Below are 18,661 nucleotides of genomic sequence, written 5' to 3'. Positions count from 1 at the left end.
TTCGCGCCGCTGCCGGCGGCCTTGCCGGCCAGCCTGCGCGCGGCGGCGAATTTATTACAGGATGAAAGCCCCGCCATGACCGATTCGACCCTCGAACTTCCGCAAAAGCAGCCCGCGCTGCGCGTCGTCCCGCAACCGCACGACGCGAACGTCCACGGCGACGTGTTCGGCGGCTGGATCATGTCGCAGGTCGACATTGCCGGTTCGATCCCCGCGAGCCAGCGCGCAAATGGCCGCGTCGCGACGGTCGCGGTCAACTCGTTCGTGTTCAAGCAGCCGGTATTCGTCGGCGATCTTCTGAGCTTCTACGCGACCATCATGCGCACCGGCAATACGTCGATCACGGTCGACGTCGAGGTGTATGCACAGCGCATGCGCCTGATGGGCGAAATCGTGAAGGTCACCGAAGCGACGCTCACGTACGTCGCGACCGGCCCGGACCGCAAGCCGCGGCAACTGCCGCCGCTCTGACGGGCGAGCGCTGCGGTGCGGCACGCAGCGAGTCAGTGCGTGGCCGTCAGCCCGAACTCCCGCATCGCGGGCAGGAAATCGTGATTCAGCTTCGGTTTGCGCGACAGCTTCACCAGCACGTAGCGCTGGAACGGCGCGAGCCGCTGCCACTGCGCAAGCGCCGGCGCCGACAGCCCGGCCAGCGCGCTCTGCTGCACGAGCGACTCCGGCACCGAGTCGGTGGCGCGCCAGGCCGGCTGCTCGTCCGGCTGGAACCACGACGGTTCCAGATCGGCGTGCGTGCGCAGCATCTCGAACAGCGCATGATCGAAGTTGGGCTCGATCGCGGTGTCGTCGTCAGCCGGAAAGCGCGCGAGCAGCTTGCGGTCCTCGAGCGGCAGCAACTGCCACTGCTCGAGCGAAATCCGCAAACCGAAGCGGTCGAGGTTGAAACGCACGATCATCGGGATGTACGTGAAATTTTCCGACGAATCGTGTTCGAAGTTGAATAGCAACGGAGCGTCGCTGAGTCCCATGGTCGTTACCTGACGTGACGGTTGCCGGCGCGGCCGGCCTGCCTGGGGTATTTTAGAACCTCTGCGCGCGGGCGGCGGACACGATTGCTGGTCCGCCGGCCGCGCCTCGAATCAACGGGAGTGCTCGTGAATCCGATCGAATCCGACGAACTGCGCGATGAACTGCGCGACGAACCGCGCGGCGCGATCGAACTGTCCGTGCGCCGCACGCGCGGCGGCGCCGTCGAAACCGCGCACGACTACGTGGGCCAGGAATGGCCCGTCGCACTCGTCTTCAACGGCATCTCGCACGCGGTGATGATGTGCACGCCGTGCGACCTCGAAGCGTTCGCGGTCGGCTTCGCAATCTCGGAAGGGATCGTCGCGCGCGGCAGCGACATCAAGGACATCGAGGTGATCCTGCACGCCGACGCGCCGTTGCCGCACGCGGAAGTCCATCTGGAAGTCGTCCAGCAGGCGTTCGCCGCGCTGAAGGACCGGCGCCGCGCGCTCGCTGGGCGCACCGGCTGCGGCGTATGCGGAATCGAAAGCATCGACCTGCTCGACCTCGCGCCCGAACGCGTGCCCGACACGGGCTTTCTCGCGCGCCTCGCGCCCGACGCGCTGGCGCGCGCGGCGCATGCGCTGCCGGCCCACCAGGCGCTCACGCAGCTCACGGGCGGCCTGCATGCGGCCGCATGGTGCGACGCAACGGGCGCGATCCGGATCGCGTTCGAGGACGTCGGCCGCCACAACGCGCTGGACAAGCTGATCGGCTCGCTCGTGCTGTCGCGCGCCGACGCGACCGACGGCTTCGTGTTCCTGTCGAGCCGCGCGAGCTACGAGCTCGTGCGCAAGGCCGCACGGGTCGGCATCCCGATGGTCGCAACCATCTCCGCGCCGTCGTCGCTCGCGATCGAGATCGCAAAGGCGGCCGGTTTGCGGCTCGTCAGCTTCTGCCGCGAAACCGGCCACGTGGATTACGGCACCGCGTGAGCGCTCGCGGCGGGCACCTTGCCCGCCGGTTCGGGAACCGCGCCCGGCAGTTCGTCCGCGGCGGCCGGCGGGAGCGCCTCGCATGCCGCGTCGCTCGTCCGGTTTCCGAGGTAGTCCGTCCAGAGCTTGCGGTCGGTGTCATAGAGCTTGCAGCGGCGCGCCGTGTCGAAATACCAGCGCCAGCTGAAGCGCTGCACGACGATCCGCCCGGGCAGCATGTCCTCCAGTTTCGCCTGCGCGGGCTTGAGCCGGTACAGCGGCACGCTCATGTCGACGTGATGCGCCGTGTGCTCCATGATGTGGTGCAGCAGGCCGCCGATACCGAACGGGAACGTCAGGTGCAGCGTGGTCGACACGAACGGCGCGGCATTCGACCATTCCGCGCGGTTCGCATGCCACGCGATGCGCGGATCGGTGTGGTGGACATACACGACGAAGCCGATCATCGAGCACCAGAACAGGAACGGCACGAGCACGGCGGTTGCGAGCAGCAGCGCGATGGGCTGCCCTGTCGCGATCGCCACCCAGACGACGGCGGCGATCCACACGGCCGCGAAGCCCGTCACCAGCAGGCAGTCGCGCCGGAACACGGGCCGCGACGTACCGATATAGGTCCTGGTCGGGAAATACATCCGCAACCACCAGATCTCGACGAGATAGTAAAGCCCCGGTGCCCAGCCGCTTCGGTAGACGCGATCCAGCAAGCGGCGCGCCGGCGACAGCGCGGCGTATTCCGCCGGGGTATTGGGCGCCCACACGAAGTCGAAGCCCTTCAGGTTCGTATAGCCGTGGTGCACGACGTTGTGTCCGACTTCCCACAGGCTGTATGGCGTCAGCGACGGCAGGAATGCGATGCGGCCGAGCCAGCGGTTCAGCCGGCGATCGGGCGTCAGGCTCTGGTGACACGCGTCATGCCCGATGATGAAGAGCCGCCCGGTGATGAAGCCGGCGGCCATCCCGCAGACGATCTTGCCGATGATCGACGGAATCAGCAGCGCGCCGGCGAACGCCGCGAACAGCAGCAGGTAGTCGAGCACGAGCAGCGCGATCGGGCGCACGATCTCGCGCGTGGCGAACGGCACGAGCCACGCGCGGATGACCTTGCGATGCGGGATCGGCTCGTCGGCACGAACCGGTGTCTGGGAATCGTTGTTGATCATGATGCGCAAAGGCGCGCGAACCGCACGCCCGAAAGGAAAAAAGCCGTGCGGCGGGCACGGCGCGGAAGGGCGGGCCGAACCACGGCCCGGGCCGGTCAACGCGACATCATGTTCATGCCGACGTTGTGCATCACCCACAGCGTCCCGAAGATCAGGATCAGCGCGGTGAGCACCGTGTAGCTGAACGCCATCACGTTCCAGCGCTGGCTGGACGACGTGTTCATGTGCAGGAAGCACACGAGGTGCACGAGAATCTGCACGAACGCGAGCACCGCGAGCGCGATGAGCGCCGCCCTCGGCGCCAGCACGCCGCCCGTCACGAGGCCGAACGACGCGGCCGTCAGCAGCACCGACAGCACGAAACCGACGATGTAGCCGCCGGCCGTGCCGTGCGCTTCATCGTGGTGGATGAGTTCCGAATGAGCCATTTAGATCACGCTCGCGAGATAGACGAAGGAGAACACGCAGATCCAGACGATGTCGAGGAAGTGCCAGAAGAGGCTCAGGCAGGTGAGGCGCCGGAAATCGCGTTCCGTCATGCCGGGGCCACGAGCGATCTGCACCACGAGCACGACCATCCACAACAGGCCCACAGCCACGTGCAATCCGTGCGTGCCGACCAGCGCGAAGAACGCCGACAGGAATGCGCTGCGCTGCGGGCCTGCGCCTTGCGCGATCAGGTGCGAGAACTCGCGCAGTTCCATCGCGAGAAACGCAGCGCCGAGCACGAACGTCACCGCAAGCCAGACGAACACGGTGCCGCGTCGGCGGCGCTGCGCGCCGAGCATCGCGAAACCGTACGTGATGCTGGACAGCAGCAGCGCGGCGGTCTCGAGTGCGACACCCGGGATATCGAACAGGTCCTTCGCGGTCGGCCCGCCCGCAAACTGGCGGCCGAGCACCGCGAACGTCGCAAACAGCGACGCGAAGATCACGCAGTCGGTCATCAGGTACAGCCAGAAGCCGAACACGGAATGCGACGGCGGATGGTGGTGCGCCGCAGGTTGATGGCCGGCGCCCGCGAGAGATTGATACGACATCAGTTCGCCTCCAGTTCGGCTTGCGGCGCAGACGTGCCGATCCGCACGCCCGCGCGTCGTTCCTCGATCGTGCGGACGGTATCCGCCGGAATGTAATAGCCGTCGTTGTCCTGTGCGCTGTACAGCACCACCGTCGCGACGATGCCGACGAGCGCGGCGATCGCGAGCCACCAGATGTGCCAGACGAGTGCGAAGCCGAGCATCAGGCTGAAGAGGCCGACGAAGAAACCCGCACTCGTGTTCGACGGCATGTGGATGTCCTGGTACCTGACGTTCTTACCGAGGCCGAGCCCGAGGCCCTTCGCCTTGCGATACGCGAACTCGTCGAGTTCATGAACGGTCGGGATCACCGCGAAGTTGTAGACGGCGGGCGGCGAACTCGTCGCCCATTCGAGCGTGCGGCCGTTCCACGGATCGCCCGTCGCATCGCGATACTGCGGCTGGTTGCGATTGCGCCAGCCGACCCACACCGATGCGACCTGACATAGCACGCCGATCGCGATCAGTGCGACGCCGAGCGCGGCGGCAACCAGCCACGGATGCCAGGCCGGGTTGTCGTAGTGATTCAGGCGACGCGTCATGCCCATGAAGCCGAGCACGTACAGCGGCACGAACGACGCGTAGAAGCCGAGGAACCAGCACCAGAACGCGCGCTTGCCGAACTTCTCGTCGAGCCGGAAACCGAACACCTTCGGGAACCAGTAATGCACGCCCGCGAAGTAGCCGAACACGACGCCGCCGATGATCGCGTTGTGGAAGTGCGCGATCAGGAACAGGCTGTTGTGCAGCACGAAGTCCGCGCCGGGAATCGCCATCATCACGCCGGTCATGCCGCCGAGCGTGAACGTGACCATGAAACCGATCGTCCACAGCACGGGCGCCGTGAATTCGATGCGTCCGCGGTACATCGTAAACAGCCAGTTGAAGATCTTCACGCCGGTCGGAATCGCGATGACCATCGTCATGATGCCGAAAAACGCGTTCACGTTCGCACCCGAGCCCATCGTGAAGAAGTGGTGCAGCCACACGAGGAACGCGAGCACCATGATCACGCACGATGCATAGACCATCGTCCTGTAGCCGAACAGCGGCTTCTTCGCGAACGTGGCGATGACTTCCGAATAGATGCCGAACGCGGGCAGCACGAGGATGTACACCTCCGGATGCCCCCATGCCCAGATCAGGTTCAGGTACAGCATCGCGTTGCCGCCGGCATCGTTCGTGAAGAAGTGCATGTCGAGGTAGCGGTCGAGACCCAGCAGCGCGAGCGCGACCGTCAGGATCGGGAACGTGGCCATGATCAGCACGTTCGAGCACAGAGCAGTCCACGTGAACACCGGCATCTTCATCAGCGTCATGCCCGGCGCGCGCATCTTGACGATCGTCACGAAAAAGTTGATCGCCGTGATCAGCGTGCCGACGCCCGAGATCTGCAGCGCCCACAGGTAGTAGTCGACGCCGACGCCCGGGCTGAACTGCAGCTCCGACAGCGGCGGATACGCGAGCCAGCCCGTCTGCGCGAATTCGCCGATCACGAGCGAGATGTTCATCAGGATCGCGGCCATCGCCGTCATCCAGACGCTCAGCGAGTTCAGGAACGGGAACGCGACGTCGCGCGCGCCGATCTGCAGCGGCACGATCAGGTTGAAGAACGCGACCAGCAGCGCCATCGCCATGAAGAAGATCATGATCACGCCGTGCGCGGTGAAGACCTGGTCGTAATGATGCGGCGGCAGGTAGCCGGGGCCGTTGTACGCGAGCGCGAGCTGCACGCGCATCATCACGGCGTCCGCGAAGCCGCGCAGCAGCATCAGCACCGCGACGACCAGGTACATCACGCCGATCTTCTTGTGATCGACGGACGTCAGCCATTCGCTCCACAGCCATTTCCATCGGCCGGTGACCGTCAGCGCGGCGACGAGGCCCAGCACGACGAGCCCCATGAAGGCGCTCGCCCCCATGATGATGGGCTGATCGAACGGGATCGCCGATAGTGTGAGTTTGCCGAACATGCGTTACCCCTTCGTCGTGCAGGCGGCGTCCTTCGGGTCGAGGACGTGGCCGTTGTTGTATTTCGCGATGATGTTGTGAAACAGCTTCGGATCCACCGACGAGAAGTAGCGCACGGGCGCCTTCTCGCTCGGCTGCGCGACGGTGCCGTACACGGTCGCGTCGAGTCGCTCCGGCGACGCCTTCACCTTGCGCACCCACGCGTCGAACTGCTCGCGCGGCTCGGCGAGCGTGCGGAACTTCATGTCGGAGAAGCCGCGGCCGCTGTAGTTGGCGGACACGCCCGTGTAGCTGCCCGCCTCGTCGGCGATCAGGTGCAGGCGCGTCTGCATGCCGGCCATCGCATAGACCTGGCTGCCGAGCTGCGGGATGAAGAACGAGTTCATCACCGAGTCCGACGTGATGCGGAAATTCACCGGCGTGCCCACCGGAATCGCGAGCTGATTGACCGACGCGATGCCAAGCTCCGGATAGATGAACAGCCACTTCCAGTCGAGCGCGACAACCTCGACGTCGATCGGCTTGACCGACGATTCGAGCGGCTTGTACGGGTCGAGCTCGTGCGTCGTCCGCCACGTGAGGATGCCGAGGAACAGGATGATCAGCGTCGGCACCGTCCAGATCACGGCTTCGATCGCGGTCGAGTGCGACCAGTTCGGCGCGTAGGTTGCGTTGCGGTTCGACGCGCGGTAGCGCCACGCGAAGTAAAGCGTCAGCAGGATCACCGGCACGACGACGATCAGCATCGCCCACGTCGCCGTCGCAATCAGCGATTTCTCGGCGACGCCCACCGCGCCCTTCGGATCGAGCACGTGAAGGTCGCTGCATCCGGCGAGTGCCGCCAGCAGCCCGATGACGGGCGCCGCACGCGCTCCGCCGGTGATTCGTCCGATCATTGTTCGTTCGCCTGATTGTCGTTGAGTAGAGCCGGCCGTATGCCGTCATCGCGCGACGCGTCCGGCCGCGGCGACCTGTGCGCGAACTGTACGGAAAATTGCCGCAGTGCAACTTGACGGCGGACAAGCTTTGCCGAGGTGAGCCGGAACCGCCCCGAGCGGGGCGAGTCGGGACGCCGGCACCCGCGCACGATTGCCGGCGATGGCCTATGGCACAACGGATAGGGGGCCGCCGCTCAAGCACCGCGGATAGCGGGCGGCAATGGCGAAACGGGAAACATGACGGCGCCGCACCGCGACACGAGAGACGCCGGCCGCGGCATCACGCCACGCCATCGTCGACACCGACGCGCGTTGCGAGCGCAGCGCAACCGCAGAACGGCGCAGGGGAACGCGGAACGCCGCGCGAACGCGCAGCGGCGCAGGTTCGAACCGACGCGTCGATTGACGCATCGACGGTGAAGACCGAACGAAAGCCGCGCGGTCGGCGGCTCGCGGAGGCTGGCGTTGCCGCCTCGGACGGCGAAGGAATCCGAGGCGGCAAAGCACGTGTGCCCGGTGTCAGTCGAACTGACGGAAATCCGGCTTGCGCTTCTCGAAGAACGCGGTCATCGCCTCGCGCGCTTCGGGTGCGCGCAGCATCGCGGAGAAATGGCCCGCCTCTTCGGCCATCCGCGCGGCGGTCGCCACGCCGCCCGTATCCTTCAGCAGTGCCTTCGTCACGCGCAGCGACGACGCCGGCAGCGCCGCGAGCTTCGCCGCCTGCTTCGCCGCGAACGCGTCGAGTTCGGCGGCCGGCAGCACGCGGTTGACGATGCCGATCCGGTGCGCCTCCAGCGCATCGAACGCCTCGCCGAGCAGCAGCTTCTCGGCGGCGACCTGATGGCCGGCCAGGCGCGGCAGCAGCACGCTCGATGCGGCTTCCGGGCACAGCCCGAGCTGCGCGAACGGCAGCGAGAACGTCGCGGTATCGGCTGCGTACACGAGATCGCAGTGCAGCAGCATCGTCACGCCGACGCCGACCGCGATGCCCGGCACCGCGGCCACGATCGGCTTCGGTGCACCGCTGATCCGCGCGAGAAACTGGAACACCGGCGCGTTCTCGTCCTTCGGCGGCGCCTTCAGGAAATCCTCGAGATCGTTCCCCGAGCTGAAATTGCCGTCGCCGCCACGCAGCAGGATCACGCGGACAGCCTTGTCTTCCTGTGCTTCGGCGAGTGCGTCGGCCATCGTCTGGTACATCGCCGCCGTCAGCGCGTTCTTCTTCGCCGGGCGCGCGATCGTGATCGTCATCACGCCGTCGGCGCGTTCCACTTGAATTTCGGCCACAACCGTCTCCTTTGACTTTCCTCTATCGGAATGAAAAAACGGTGCGCGAGCTCGTGGCCCGCGCACCGTCGTCGCTTTTCGTCGCGTCCCGCTTACAGGCGTTCGATGATGCCCGCGGCACCCATGCCGGTGCCGACGCACATCGTGACCATCCCGTACTTCAGGTTGCGGCGGCGCAGGCCGTGCACGACGGTCGCCGCGCGGATCGCGCCGGTCGCGCCGAGCGGGTGGCCGAGTGCGATCGCGCCGCCCAGCGGGTTGACCTTCGACGGGTCGAGGCCGAGATCGCGGATCACCGCCAGCGATTGCGCGGCGAACGCCTCGTTCAGCTCGATCCAGTCGAGATCGTCCTGCTTCAGGCCCGCGGCCTTCAGCGCGGCCGGAATCGCTTCCTTCGGACCGATGCCCATGATTTCCGGCGGCACGCCGCGCACCGCGAAGCTCACGAAGCGCGCGAGCGGCGTCAGGTTGAACTCCTTGAGCACCCTCTCCGACACGACGAGCAGCGCGCCCGCGCCGTCCGACGTCTGCGAGCTGTTGCCGGCCGTCACCGACCCTTTGTTCGCGAACACCGTGCGCAGCTTCGCGAGGCCTTCGAGCGACGTGTCCGCGCGCGGACCTTCGTCGAGTGCGATCTCGCGCGTCTTCACGTCGACTTCGCCGGTCGCGAGGTTCGGGAAACGCTCGGTGAGCGTGTATGCGGCGATCTCGTCGTTGAACTCGCCGGCCTGCTGCGCGGCGAGCGCCTTGCGGTGCGACTCGACCGAGAACGCGTCCTGGTCTTCGCGGCTTACCTTCCACTGGTCGGCGACACGCTCGGCCGTCAAGCCCATCCCGTACGCGATGCCGAAGTCTTCGTTGCGATCGAAGATGTGCGGCGACATCGACGGCTTGTTGCCCATCATCGGCACCATGCTCATCGATTCGCAGCCACCCGCGAGCAGCGCGTCCGACTCGCCGACGCGGATGCGGTCGGCCGCCATCGCGAGTGCCGTGATGCCCGACGCGCAGAAGCGGTTGACCGTCACGCCGCCGACCGTCTGCGGCAGGCCCGCGAGCAGCGCGCCCATCCGCGCGACGTTCAGGCCCTGCTCGGCTTCCGGAATCGCGCAGCCGATGATCGCGTCCTCGATCAGCTTCGTGTCGAAGCCGGGCACCTGCGCGACCGCCGACCTGATCGCGTGGACCAGCAGCTCGTCCGGGCGCGTGTTCTTGAATACACCGCGCGGGGCCTTGCCGATCGGCGTGCGGCTGGCGGCGACGATGTATGCGTCTTGCAATTGTTTGCTCATTTCAGACTCCTTGTCCGCTCTGTCCGCTCGCTCAGTTACGCACCGGCTTGCCGGTCTGCAACATGCCCATGATCCGTTCCTGCGTCTTCTGCGTGCCGAGCAGCTCGACGAACGCGCGGCGCTCGAGCGCGAGCAGCCACTGCTCGTCGACGAGGCTGCCGGCTTCGACGTCGCCGCCGCACACGGCTTCGGCGATGCGGCTCGCGATCAGGTAATCGTGGTCGCTGATGAAGCGGCCGTCACGCATGTTGACGAGCGATGCCTTGATCGTCGCGATCGCCGAGCGGCCCGCGACCGGCACGTCCTTCGCCCGCAGCGGTGCGCGGTAGCCGGTTTCGGCCAGTGCGCGCGCTTCCTTCTTCGCGGTGTCGAGCAGTTCGAACACGTTGAAGATGATCGTGTCGGACGGCTTCAGGTAGCCCATCGCTCGCGCATCGTGCGCCGATGCCGACACCTTCGCCATCGCCGCGTTTTCGAACGACTTCGTGACGAACTTCAGGATGTCGGTGGTCGCGTTCGCGGCCGTGGCGGCATCCGCCGCGCGCAGCGCCGCTTCCTTCAGGCCGCCGCCCGCCGGCACCAGGCCGACGCCCACTTCGACGAGACCGATGTAGCTCTCGACGTGCGCGACGCGCTTCGCGCTGTGCAGCATCAGCTCGCACCCGCCGCCGAGCGCGATGCCCGACACGGCTGCAACGACCGGCACGTTCGCGTACTTCACGCGCAGCATGCCTTCCTGGAACTTCTTCACGAACGGCTCGATGCCCTTCGCGCCGCCCATCATGAACGCGGGCATCGCCTCTTCGAGGTTCGCGCCGGCCGAGAACGGGCCGCCCGGCGTGCCGAGCTTCAGCGACGTCGGCTGCCAGATCACCACGCCCTTGTAGTCCTTCTCCGCGAGCTCGATCGCCTGCACGAGGCCGTCGATCACGCTCGGTCCGATCGTGTTCATCTTCGACTTGAACGACACGATCACGACGTCGTCCTCGCCCGCACGGTCGTCGACCCAGGCGCGCACCGCGTCGGTTTCGAACAGCGTCTTGCCGTACGACTTCGGATCGGCACCGGTTTCGCCGAGCAGCGGCGCGCGGAACACCTGCTTGCCGTAGACCGCGAGGTCCGAACGCGGCACGAAGCGCTGCGCTGCCGGCGCCCACGAGCCTTCGGCCGTGTGCACGCCGCCCTGCTCGGCGACCGGGCCTTCGAGCACCCACGTCGGCAGCGGCACGTTCGCGAGCGCCTTGCCGGCCGCGATGTCTTCCTGCACCCACTCGGCGACCTGCTTCCAGCCGGCGGCCTGCCAGCCTTCGAACGGACCTTCGTTCCAGCCGAAGCCCCAGCGGATCGCGAGGTCGACGTCGCGCGCGTTGTCGGCGATCGACTCGAGATGCACGCCGATGTAGTGGAACACGTCGCGGAAGATCGACCAAAGGAACTGCGCATGCGGATGGTCCGTCTCGCGCAGCAGCTTCAGGCGCTCGGCCGGCGGACGCTTCAGGATCCGACCGACGGTTTCGTCGGCCTTCGCGCCGGAATCGACGTAGGCGCCCGTCTTCGCGTCGAGCACCTTGATCGCCTTGCCTTCCTTCTTGTAGAAACCGGCGCCCGTCTTCTGGCCGAGCGCGCCCTGCTTCACCAGTTCGGCGAGCACGGCAGGCGTCTGGTAGACCGGGAAGAACGGATCGTCGGCGAGGTTGTCCTGCATCGTCTTGATCACGTGCGCCATCGTGTCGAGGCCAACCACGTCCGCGGTGCGGAACGTTGCCGACTTCGCGCGGCCGAGGCGGCTGCCCGTCAGGTCGTCGACTTCATCGAAGCGCAGGCCGAACTTCGCGGCCTCGGTGATCACCGCGAGGATCGAGAAGATGCCGACGCGGTTCGCGATGAAGTTCGGCGTGTCCTTCGCGCGCACGACGCCCTTGCCGACGATGCTCGTCAGGAACGTCTCGAGCTGGTCGAGGATCTCCGGGCGCGTATGCGCGGTCGGGATCAGCTCGACGAGGTGCATGTAGCGCGGCGGGTTGAAGAAGTGCACGCCGCAGAAGCGCGCCTTCAGCTCGTCCGAGAAACCTTCGGACAGTTTCGTGATCGACAGGCCCGACGTGTTGGTCGCGAAGATCGCGTTCGGCGCGAGGTGCGGCGCGACCTTCTTGTACAAGTCGTGCTTCCAGTCCATCCGCTCGGCGATCGCCTCGATCACGACGTCGCATTCGGCCAGCTTCGCGACGTCGTCTTCGTAGTTCGCCGCTTCGAGGTACTTCGCGTCGTCCTTCACGCCGAACGGCGCGGGCGACAGCTTCTTCAGGTTCTCGATCGCCTTCAGCGCGATCGCGTTTTTCGGGCCTTCCTTGGCCGGCAGGTCGAACAGCAGCACCGGCACGCGCGCGTTGATGAGGTGCGCGGCGATCTGCGCGCCCATCACGCCGGCGCCCAGCACGGCGACCTTGCGAATCAGGAAATTGCTCACGGGATGTCTCCGGATAGTGTCGTGCAGCGCGGGATGTGAGGGCTGCACGGAGAAGTGAGTACCAGGAACCGTTGCGTTCGGGCGGCACGCATCGCGCACCGCCCGGACTCGCGTCAGAACAGCGATTCGTCGACTTCCATCAGCGTCTTCGAGCCGGCGCGCGCGGCGCGGATCGTGGATGCCGTTTCGGGCAGCAGGCGCGCGAAGTAGAAGCGGGCCGTCGCGAGCTTCGACTTGTAGAACGGATCGCCCGACGCTTCGTTGTCGAGTGCGAGACGCGCCATCCGCGCCCAGAAGTACGAGAACACCAGATGGCCGACGGTGCGCAGGTACGGCACGGCGGCGGCGCCGACTTCGTCGGGGTTCTGCATCGCCTTCATGCCGATTTCCATCGTCAGCTTCTGCACCTTGTCGCCGATGTCGGCGAGCGGGTTGATGAACTCGGCCATCTCCGGCTTCACGCCTTCGGCTTCCGCGAATTCCGTGACGAGCTTGCCGAACTTCTTCAGCTTCGCGCCCATGTCGCCCAGCACCTTGCGGCCCAGCAGGTCGAGCGACTGGATCGAGTTCGTGCCTTCGTAGATCATGTTGATCCGTGCGTCGCGCACGTACTGCTCCATGCCCCACTCGGAGATGAAGCCGTGGCCGCCGTAGATCTGCATCGCGTGGTTCGTGCACTCGAACGCGTTGTCGGTCAGGAACGCCTTGATGATCGGCGTGAGCAGCGCGACGAGGTCGGCCGCTTCCTTGCGCACCGCTTCGTCGGCGTGCGACAGTTCCTTGTCGATCTGCAGCGCGGACCAGTACGTGAACGCGCGCGCGCCTTCCGCGTACGCCTTCTGCGTGAGCAGCATGCGGCGCACGTCCGGGTGCACGATGATCGGGTCGGCCGGCTTGTCCGGCGCCTTCGGGCCCGTCAGCGAGCGCATCTGCAGGCGCTCCTTCGCATACGTGAGCGAATTCTGGTACGCGACTTCCGTGAGGCCGAGGCCCTGCATGCCGACGCCGAGACGCGCGGCGTTCATCATCACGAACATCGCGTTCAGGCCCTTGTTCGGCTCGCCGACCATCCAGCCCTTCGCGCCGTCGAGGTTCATCACGCACGTCGAGTTGCCGTGGATGCCCATCTTGTGCTCGATCGAGCCGCACTTGATGCCGTTGCGCTCGCCCGGCTCGCCCGCTGCGTCGGGGATGAACTTCGGCACGATGAACAGCGAGATTCCCTTCGTGCCTTGCGGCGCGTCCGGCAGGCGCGCGAGCACGAGGTGGACGATGTTCTTCGACATGTCGTGCTCGCCGCTCGAGATGAAGATCTTCGTGCCGCTGATCGAGTACGAGCCGTCGCCGTTCGGTTCGGCCTTGGTGCGCAGGATGCCGAGGTCGGTGCCGCAGTGCGGCTCGGTCAGGCACATCGTGCCGGTCCATTCGCCCGTCACGAGCTTCGGCAGGTAGGCCTTCTGCAGTTCCGGCGCGCCGTGCGCGTGCAGGCATTCGTACGCGCCGTGCGACAGGCCCGGATACATCGTCCATGCCTGGTTCGCCGAGTTCAGCATTTCGTAGAGCGCGTTGTTCACGAACGCGGGCAGGCCCTGGCCGCCGTAGTCCGGATCGCAGCCGAGTGCCGGCCAGCCGGCCTCGACGTATTGCCGGTAGGCTTCCTTGAAGCCGGTCGGGGTCTTCACGACGCCGTCGCCTTCATACGTGCAGCCTTCGCGGTCGCCGACCTGGTTCAGCGGGAACAGTACCTCGGAGCAGAACTTGCCCGCCTCCTCGAGGACCTGGTTGATCGTGTCGGCGTCGAGGTCCGCATGCTTGGGCATTTGCTTGACTTCGGCTTCGACGTTCAGAAGCTCGTGCAACACGAATTGCATGTCGCGCAGCGGCGCGGCGTACTGTCCCATGACTCTCTCCAAAGGTGGGCAAAACGGCTCGAGCTCCTGGCGGGCGGATCACGCGCCGCTAACGGCTCTCGCTCTGATACGAAACAATCGTCTTTTCCAGCGCGGCCCACGTGAGGCGCACGGCATCCGGCGAATGCAGGAAACGTGCGTCGTGGTGCAGGCCGAGCGTGAAGCTGTACAACTCGAAGAGCATCAGGTCCGGATCGGTATCCGTGCGCAGGTGCCCCTCTTCCATCGCCTGCGAAATGGCGCGCAGCAACGCGGCACGCCAGGCCGTCACGCTCGCGATCAACTGCTCGCGCACGGGGCTGTCCGGCCGGTCGTCGTACTCCACTGCGCCGCTGATGTAGATGCACCCGGTCGTCACCTCCTGGATGCGCTTCTCGATCCAGCGCGCCAGCATCGCCCGCAGACGCGGCAGGCCGCGCGCTTCGCGCAGGCTCGGAAAGAACACCTCGTTTTCGAAACGATGGTGATACTCGCGGACGACCTCGACCTGCAGGTCCTCGCGCGATCCGAAGTGCGCGAACACGCCACTCTTGCTCATCTGCATGCGCTCGGCCAGCAGGCCGATCGTCAGCCCCTCCAGCCCGTCACGACTGGCGAGGTCCAAAGCAGCTTCAAGTATCGCGGCACGCGTCTGTTCGCCTTTTCGCATAGCTATTTCTGTAACCGTTCGGGGGTTCGAATAAAATCGAACGGCCGTACTATTATTGAGTGCGGCCGCTCGCGAAACAAGGAAATTATTAGAAACCGGTGTCTAACCGAGCCGCTATTTTGCGCGATTCCGGCGGGACCGGAGCGGCTTTTCCGCACGAACGTGCGGACAGATTTTTGAAGCGAATGCTTAGTCCGCGTCAGTCGTAACTGCCGACCGTCAGCGCCTTCATCACGACGCGATACACGGTATAGGCGAGCCAGTTCAGCATACGCTCGATGCGCGGGCGCGCGGCGAATCGCGCAGCGTCGATCTCCCGGCCATCGGCGAATGCGGCCGCGATCGCGTCGCGCAGTTCGTTCGTGACCGAATCGTAGCGCACCAGCACGACGTTCGCCTCATTGTTCAGCATCAGGCTCAACGCGTCCAGATTCGACGAGCCGACCGTCGCCCAGCTGTCGTCGATCACGGCCACCTTGCCGTGCAGCATCGTCTTGTCGTATTCGGCGACGCGCACGCCCGCGCGCAGCAGCGTGTGATAGAGGAACGGCACGGCCGTATCGAGCGCCGCGAACTCCTTGCGGCCGATCAGGATCCGCACGTCGACGCCGCGTCGCGCGGCGCCCGTCAGCGCACGGCGCAGCTTGCGGCCGGGCATGAAATACGGATTCGCGACCAGGATCCGCTGGCGCGCCTGGCCGATCGCCGCGAGATAGGCCTTCTCGATCGCGCGGCGGTTCACGACGTTGTCGCGCGCGACGAACGCGACGCTCGGCTCCGTCACGACCCGCAGCGCGCCGGCCTTGATCCACCGGTGGCTGCGTATCCAGCGCCGGAACATGTCGGGGAACGCTTCGCCGCCATGCAGCCCGGCCGCGTACTGTGCATACGGCTTGTGGCCGAACTGGATCCGGTGCCACTGCAGTTCGAACGCCGCGCGCACGTCGGACACGGCCGACCCCGCCATCTCGACCGCGAAATCCCAGCGCGGAAACGGCAGCGTCGTGCCGTTTTGCGCGTAGTCATCGACGATGTTGATGCCGCCGCAGAACGCGGCCGCGTGATCGATCACCGCGAGCTTGCGGTGCGTGCGCGAGAAGCCGAAGCGGCCGAACAGGAAACGGTTGTAGATGCAGTGCTCGACGCCGGCCTCTGCCCACGTGTCGAACAGCGGCAGGCGCGCGGTGCCGACGCCGTCGGTGATCACGCGCACGCGCACGCCGCGCTGCGCCGCGCGGATCAGCGCATCCGATACTGGCCGGCCGGCCGCATCGTCGCAGAAGATATAGGTTTCGAGCATCACCTGCTCGCGCGCGGCATCGATCCGCTCGATCAGTGCCCGGAAGAATTCGCCGCCGCCCTCGCACAGCCGCACCGTGTTGCCCGCCGTGAACGCGAGCCGCGACGCGGAGCCGCGTTCCTGCAGGAACATCTGCCGCAATTGCGCGAAGCGCTTGCGAGCCTCCGCAGTCATGCGGACGAGCCGTGCGGCGTGCGCGCGAGTGCGACGCGCGCGGGCAATTGCAGGATCGCCTCCGCGTTCGACGGCGAGAAGCAGCGCGCGGCCGCCTCGCGGAACGGCAGCCATGCGTGATCCACATGCTCGCGCGGCGACAGCGTCACGTCGACGCGACGCGGCACGCACAGGCCGAACCAGTGCTCGGTGTTGCGCGTGACGCCCGGTGCATAGCGGTGCAGGTATTGCGGATAGATCGTGTATTCGATCCGGTGGCGCCAGTCGACCAGCGCGGTGGCCGGCACGTCCGGCGTGCCGACCGAGATGCCGGTTTCCTCGGCCACTTCGCGCGCGGCCGTGACCGCGAGCGGCTCGTCGAGCGCGTCCTTCGATCCGGTCACCGATTGCCAGAAATCGGGCTGGTCGGCACGCTTGATCACCAGCACATCGAGGTCGGGCGTGTAGATCACGACGAGAACGGATTCGGGGATTTTCGGCGGCTTCGTCATCTTGGTTTCATGCGGCACGGGGCCGCGCGCCGGGCATGTGCTCCGAACGTGCGGCAAGTGCTGCGACTGTACCGCAAAAAATGAAAAAGGCGCATCGCGGCGCCTTTTTCATGTGCGTCGTGTGCGCGTCGCCGCACACACGACCGGGTGCGAAGGAGTGTTAAGCCTTCGGCTGTTCCGGCTGACGCAGACGGATGTGCAGTTCGCGCAGCTGACGCTCGTCGACCGGGCTCGGTGCCTGCGTGAGCAGATCCTGCGCACGCTGCGTCTTCGGGAACGCGATCACGTCACGGATCGAGTCGGCGCCGGCCATCATCGTGACGATGCGGTCGAGGCCGAATGCGATACCGCCGTGCGGCGGCGCGCCGTACTGCAGCGCGTCCAGCAGGAAGCCGAACTTCAGCTGAGCCTCTTCCGCGCCGATCTTCAGCGCGCGGAACACCTTGCTCTGCACTTCCTCGCGGTGGATACGCACCGAGCCGCCGCCGATTTCCCAGCCGTTCAGCACCATGTCGTATGCCTTCGCGAGGCAGCGGCCCGGGTCGGTCTCGAGGTACTCGAGGTGCTCGTCCTTCGGGCTCGTGAACGGGTGGTGCGCAGCGACGTAGCGCGCATCTTCGTCGTCGTATTCGAACATCGGGAAATCGACGACCCACAGCGGCTTCCAGCCGGCCTGGACGAGGCCGTTCGCCTTGCCGAATTCCGAATGGCCGATCTTCAGGCGCAGCGCGCCGAGGCTGTCGTTGACGACCTTCGCGCGGTCGGCCGCGAAGAAGATGATGTCGCCGTCTTCAGCGCCGGTGCGCTCGAGGATCGCCGCGATCGACGCGTCGTGCAGGTTCTTGACGATCGGGCTCTGCAGGCCGTCGCGGCCCTTCGCCTTCTCGTTGACCTTGATCCATGCGAGGCCCTTTGCGCCGTAGATGCGCACGAATTCCGTGTAGCCGTCGATGTCGCCGCGCGACAGCTCGCCGCCCTTCGGCACGCGCAGCGCCGCGACCCGGCCGTCCTTCGCGTTGGCCGGCGTGCTGAACACCTTGAAGTCGACGTCCTTCATCGCGTCGGTCAGCTCGGTGAATTCGAGCTGCACGCGCAGGTCCGGCTTGTCCGAACCGAAACGCGCCATCGCTTCCGAGTACGGCATCACCGGGAAGGTCGCGTCGAGCTCGACGTCGATCGTCGTCTTGAAGATGTGACGGATCATGTCTTCGAACAGGTCACGGATTTCCTGCTCGCCGAGGAACGACGTCTCGCAGTCGATCTGCGTGAATTCCGGCTGACGGTCGGCACGGAGATCTTCGTCGCGGAAGCACTTGGTGATCTGGTAGTAACGGTCGAAGTTCGCGACCATCAGCAGCTGCTTGAACAGCTGCGGCGACTGCGGCAGCGCGAAGAACTGGCCCGCGTTCACGCGCGACGGCACGAGGTAGTCGCGCGCGCCTTCCGGCGTGCTCTTCGTCAGCATCGGCGTTTCGATGTCGATGAAGCCCTGCTCGTCGAGGTACTTGCGCGCCTCGATCGCGACGCGGTAGCGCAGGCGCAGGTTGTGCTGCATCTGCGGACGGCGCAGGTCGAGCACGCGGTGCGTGAGACGCGTCGTTTCCGACAGGTTGTCGTCGTCGAGCTGGAACGGCGGCGTGACCGACGCGTTCAGCACGTTCAGTTCGTGGCACAGCACTTCGATCTTGCCGCTCTTCAGGCCGGCGTTGACCGTGCCGTCCGGACGGTTGCGCACGAGGCCCTTGATCTGTACGCAGAACTCGTTGCGCACGCCTTCGGCGGTCGCGAACATCTCCGCGCGATCCGGGTCGCACACCACCTGCACGAGGCCTTCACGATCGCGCAGGTCGATGAAGATCACACCGCCGTGATCGCGGCGGCGCTGCACCCAGCCGCACAGCGACACGGTTTGGCCCAGCAGGTGTTCGGTCACGAGACCGCAGTATTCAGTACGCATCGACATGATGTTTGCTTTCGTTCGG

General features: G+C 66.1%; 16 protein-coding genes. 2 read left to right on the top strand and 14 right to left on the bottom strand.

From position 1 onward, the window contains the following. Positions 1-75 precede the first annotated feature (75 nt). Positions 76-471, top strand: a complete 396-nt coding sequence (locus tag ACNQQL_RS13330) for an acyl-CoA thioesterase (RefSeq protein WP_027789162.1) — start codon at positions 76-78, stop codon at positions 469-471. 32 nt (positions 472-503) lie between these two features. Here the strand turns inward: ACNQQL_RS13330 and ACNQQL_RS13325 are convergent, their stop codons facing one another. Next, positions 504-986: a nitrate reductase associated protein gene (locus tag ACNQQL_RS13325; RefSeq protein ID WP_347064363.1), complete on the bottom strand. Its 483-nt coding sequence runs from the start codon at positions 984-986 to the stop codon at positions 504-506. 120 nt (positions 987-1,106) lie between these two features. Between ACNQQL_RS13325 and fdhD the strand changes: the two genes are divergently transcribed. Further along, a complete protein-coding gene (gene fdhD / locus ACNQQL_RS13320; protein WP_347064362.1) occupies positions 1,107-1,961 on the top strand; it encodes a formate dehydrogenase accessory sulfurtransferase FdhD in 855 nt (284 codons plus the stop codon). Here the strand turns inward: fdhD and ACNQQL_RS13315 are convergent. The 13 genes from ACNQQL_RS13315 to aspS all read right to left on the bottom strand — a co-directional run bounded on the left by ACNQQL_RS13315 (position 1,946) and on the right by aspS (position 18,642). Continuing rightward, positions 1,946-3,121: a fatty acid desaturase gene (locus ACNQQL_RS13315; protein ID WP_347064361.1), complete on the bottom strand. Its 1,176-nt coding sequence runs from the start codon at positions 3,119-3,121 to the stop codon at positions 1,946-1,948. The two genes, fdhD and ACNQQL_RS13315, sit on opposite strands and share 16 nt — an antisense overlap. 95 nt (positions 3,122-3,216) lie before the next feature. Then, positions 3,217-3,549, bottom strand: a complete 333-nt coding sequence (gene cyoD, locus ACNQQL_RS13310; protein WP_347064360.1) for a cytochrome o ubiquinol oxidase subunit IV — start codon at positions 3,547-3,549, stop codon at positions 3,217-3,219. After that, positions 3,550-4,161, bottom strand: a complete 612-nt coding sequence (gene cyoC / locus ACNQQL_RS13305) for a cytochrome o ubiquinol oxidase subunit III (protein ID WP_347064359.1) — start codon at positions 4,159-4,161, stop codon at positions 3,550-3,552. Next, positions 4,161-6,173 carry a cytochrome o ubiquinol oxidase subunit I gene (cyoB, locus tag ACNQQL_RS13300; RefSeq protein ID WP_347064358.1) on the bottom strand — a complete coding sequence of 671 codons (2,013 nt, stop codon included), beginning with the start codon at positions 6,171-6,173 and terminating at the stop codon, positions 4,161-4,163. The genes cyoC and cyoB overlap by 1 nt, the downstream gene beginning before the upstream one ends. Before the next feature lie 3 nt (positions 6,174-6,176). Then, complete coding sequence (gene cyoA, locus ACNQQL_RS13295; protein WP_347064357.1) at positions 6,177-7,067, bottom strand: ubiquinol oxidase subunit II; 891 nt, start codon at positions 7,065-7,067, stop codon at positions 6,177-6,179. A gap of 561 nt (positions 7,068-7,628) precedes the next feature. Beyond that, positions 7,629-8,396: an enoyl-CoA hydratase gene (locus tag ACNQQL_RS13290; protein ID WP_034178996.1), complete on the bottom strand. Its 768-nt coding sequence runs from the start codon at positions 8,394-8,396 to the stop codon at positions 7,629-7,631. A 92-nt stretch (positions 8,397-8,488) separates the two neighbouring features. Further along, entirely contained in the window at positions 8,489-9,688 is a 1,200-nt protein-coding gene (locus ACNQQL_RS13285; protein WP_347064356.1) for an acetyl-CoA C-acyltransferase, read from the bottom strand. A gap of 31 nt (positions 9,689-9,719) precedes the next feature. Beyond that, positions 9,720-12,155, bottom strand: a complete 2,436-nt coding sequence (locus ACNQQL_RS13280) for a 3-hydroxyacyl-CoA dehydrogenase/enoyl-CoA hydratase family protein (protein WP_347064355.1) — start codon at positions 12,153-12,155, stop codon at positions 9,720-9,722. A 113-nt stretch (positions 12,156-12,268) separates the two neighbouring features. After that, the gene (locus ACNQQL_RS13275; protein WP_204424483.1) at positions 12,269-14,056 is read right to left on the bottom strand and encodes an acyl-CoA dehydrogenase C-terminal domain-containing protein; all 1,788 of its coding nucleotides are present in this window, start codon (positions 14,054-14,056) and stop codon (positions 12,269-12,271) included. A gap of 58 nt (positions 14,057-14,114) precedes the next feature. Then, positions 14,115-14,714 carry a TetR/AcrR family transcriptional regulator gene (locus ACNQQL_RS13270; RefSeq protein ID WP_034179000.1) on the bottom strand — a complete coding sequence of 200 codons (600 nt, stop codon included), beginning with the start codon at positions 14,712-14,714 and terminating at the stop codon, positions 14,115-14,117. 199 nt (positions 14,715-14,913) lie between these two features. Continuing rightward, positions 14,914-16,188, bottom strand: a complete 1,275-nt coding sequence (gene clsB, locus ACNQQL_RS13265; protein ID WP_347064354.1) for a cardiolipin synthase ClsB — start codon at positions 16,186-16,188, stop codon at positions 14,914-14,916. Beyond that, on the bottom strand, positions 16,185-16,679 hold the full coding sequence (nudB, locus tag ACNQQL_RS13260) for a dihydroneopterin triphosphate diphosphatase (protein ID WP_347064353.1): 495 nt from the start codon (positions 16,677-16,679) through the stop codon (positions 16,185-16,187). The genes clsB and nudB overlap by 4 nt, the downstream gene beginning before the upstream one ends. A 160-nt stretch (positions 16,680-16,839) precedes the next feature. Further along, on the bottom strand, positions 16,840-18,642 hold the full coding sequence (gene aspS / locus ACNQQL_RS13255) for an aspartate--tRNA ligase (protein ID WP_034179002.1): 1,803 nt from the start codon (positions 18,640-18,642) through the stop codon (positions 16,840-16,842). Between the last annotated feature and the right edge of the window lie 19 nt (positions 18,643-18,661).

It is taken from the genome of Burkholderia sp. LFS061, assembly GCF_047978125.1.
Lineage (GTDB): Bacteria > Pseudomonadota > Gammaproteobacteria > Burkholderiales > Burkholderiaceae > Burkholderia > Burkholderia pyrrocinia_C.
The sequence above is the reverse complement of the archived record's forward strand: the minus strand, read 5'-3'. Positions and strand labels throughout refer to the sequence as shown.